Below are 2,370 nucleotides of genomic sequence, written 5' to 3'. Positions count from 1 at the left end.
TCAGGCCTGGCAGGAGTCGAGCGTGGGCTGCTCCGGCGCGTCGACGCCCGACTTGCCGAGCGTGGCGTCGAATGCGTCCTCCCAGGTGCCGTCCTCGAAGGACTTGGTCAGCGTGTCGTTGATCCACTCGCACATCTCCGGGTGGTCCTTGGAGTAGCCGATGCCGTAGCGCTCCTCGGAGAACGGATCCCCGACCACCTGGAGCTCGTCGGGGTGCTGCGCGGCGTACCCGAGCAGGATCGCGCCGTCGGTGGTCATCGCTTCGACGGTGCCGTCCAGGACCTGGTCGACGCACTCGGAGTAGGTGTCGAACCCACGCGGCTTCGCGCCCTTGGCCTTCACGTTGTCCAGCGACGTGGAGCCGGTCACCGAGCAGACCTCCTGCCCCTTGATGTCGTCCACGCTCTCGATGTCGCTGTCGGAGCGGACCAGGAGCTGCTGGCCGGTCACGTAGTAGGGGCCGGTCTGCCCGACGACCTTGCGGCGCTCGTCGGTGATCGAGTACGACGCGATCACGAGGTCGACCTCGCCGGACCGCAGGAACGGCTCGCGGTTGTCCGAGATCGTCTCGGTCCACGTGATGTCCTCGGGCGCGATGCCGAGCGACGCGGCCAGGATCTTGCCCATCTCCGGGTCGAACCCCTGGGGCGCGTCGTCCGTGGCCCCCTTGAACCCGATCCCCGGCTGGTCGTACTTCACGCCGATGGTGATCGAGCCCGCCTCCGCGAGCTCCTTCATCCGGGTCCCGTCGTCGAACCGGTCCGCCGCGTTCTCCGCGACGTCGACGTCGGCACCCTCGCCGTCGTCCTCGCCCGCGCTGCCGCACGCGGCGAGCGTCGAGCCGAGCGCGCTGGCGAGCACGACGGCGGCAGCCGCCGCCTTGGTCCGTCTGATGAGTCGCATCCTTCTTCTCCCTTACCGAGTTGTGGAGCTGGCGATGACGTTCAGTGGCTGAGCACCTTGCTGAGGAAGTCGCGGGCGCGCTCGGAGCGCGGGTCGGCGAAGAACTCCTCCGGGGAGTTCTCCTCGACGATGGCTCCGTCGGCCATGAAGACGACCCGGTCGGCGGCCGTGCGGGCGAACCCCATCTCGTGGGTCACCACGATCATGGTCATCCCGCCCCTGGCGAGGTCGACCATGACGTCGAGGACCTCCTTGATCATCTCGGGGTCCAGCGCCGAGGTCGGTTCGTCGAAGAGCATCAGGGCCGGGTCCATGGCCAGCGCCCGGGCGATCGCGACGCGTTGCTGCTGGCCCCCGGAGAGCTGGGCGGGGTACTTCTGGGCCTGCTCGCCGACGCCGACCCGATCCAGCAGGGTGCGCGCCTGCTCCTCCGCCTCGGCGCGGCTCTTGCCGCGCACCTTGATCGGGCCGAGCGTGACGTTCTCGAGCACGGTCTTGTGGGCGAAGAGGTTGAAGCTCTGGAAGACCATGCCGACGTCGGCGCGCAGCCGCGCCAGCGCCTTGCCCTCCTGGGGAAGAGGCTGGCCCTCGAGCACGATCGAGCCCCGGTCGATGGTCTCGAGGCGGTTGATCGTGCGGCACAGCGTGGACTTCCCCGACCCGGAGGGGCCGATGACGACCACGACCTCGCCCCGACGCACCGACAGGTCGATGCCGCGCAGCACGTGCAGCTCGCCGAACCACTTGTCGACGCCCTGCAGCGCCACGATGACCTCGCTGCTGGTCCCCGAAGTGGAGCTCCCTGCCGCCGTCATGCCGGGAGACACTATCCGCGATGGCCCGAACGGGCTACCGGACCCCTGGGGTCCGGCTGCGGTGGAGACCGATTTTCCGGTCCGGTCGGCATCCGCCGTACCCTCGTCGGGTCATGTCGCGCACCGAGCCCAGGACCTACGAGGTCCGCACCTACGGGTGCCAGATGAACGTCCACGACTCCGAGCGGCTCACCGGGCTGCTGGAGGACGCGGGCTACGTCGCCGCGCCCACAGGCGAGCAGGCCGACGTCGTCGTCTTCAACACCTGTGCGGTGCGGGAGAACGCCGACAACAAGCTATACGGCAACCTCGGCCACCTCGCACCGGTCAAGGCCGCGACGCCGGGCATGCAGATCGCCGTCGGCGGCTGCCTGGCGCAGAAGGACCGCGACACGATCACCACGCGGGCGCCGTGGGTCGACGTCGTGTTCGGCACCCACAACATCGGGTCGCTGCCGGCGCTGCTCGAGCGCGCGCGGGTCCAAGACGAGGCGCAGGTCGAGATCCTCGAGTCGCTCGAGGTGTTCCCCTCGACGCTGCCCACCAAGCGCGAGTCGGCGTACGCCGCCTGGGTGTCGGTGTCGGTGGGCTGCAACAACACCTGCACGTTCTGCATCGTCCCGAGCCTGCGCGGCAAGGAGAAGGACCGCCG

General features: G+C 69.3%; 2 protein-coding genes and 1 pseudogene. 1 reads left to right on the top strand and 2 read right to left on the bottom strand.

Annotated elements, in window-relative coordinates:
• The gene (locus VGD85_RS01235; RefSeq protein WP_331061631.1) at nt 1–903 is read right to left on the bottom strand and encodes a glutamate ABC transporter substrate-binding protein; all 903 of its coding nucleotides are present in this window, start codon (nt 901–903) and stop codon (nt 1–3) included.
• A 41-nt stretch (nt 904–944) separates the two neighbouring features.
• Nucleotides 945–1,718: an amino acid ABC transporter ATP-binding protein gene (locus VGD85_RS01230; protein WP_331061630.1), complete on the bottom strand. Its 774-nt coding sequence runs from the start codon at nt 1,716–1,718 to the stop codon at nt 945–947.
• Between the two features lie 113 nt (nt 1,719–1,831).
• Between VGD85_RS01230 and VGD85_RS01225 the strand changes: the two are divergent.
• A pseudogene (locus VGD85_RS01225) lies at nt 1,832–2,370 on the top strand (tRNA (N6-isopentenyl adenosine(37)-C2)-methylthiotransferase MiaB); the annotation flags it as partial.

Source organism: Nocardioides sp., assembly GCF_036401255.1.
GTDB lineage: Bacteria > Actinomycetota > Actinomycetes > Propionibacteriales > Nocardioidaceae > Nocardioides.
Note: the sequence above shows the minus strand (reverse complement) of the source record. Positions and strands in the feature narration are given on the sequence as shown.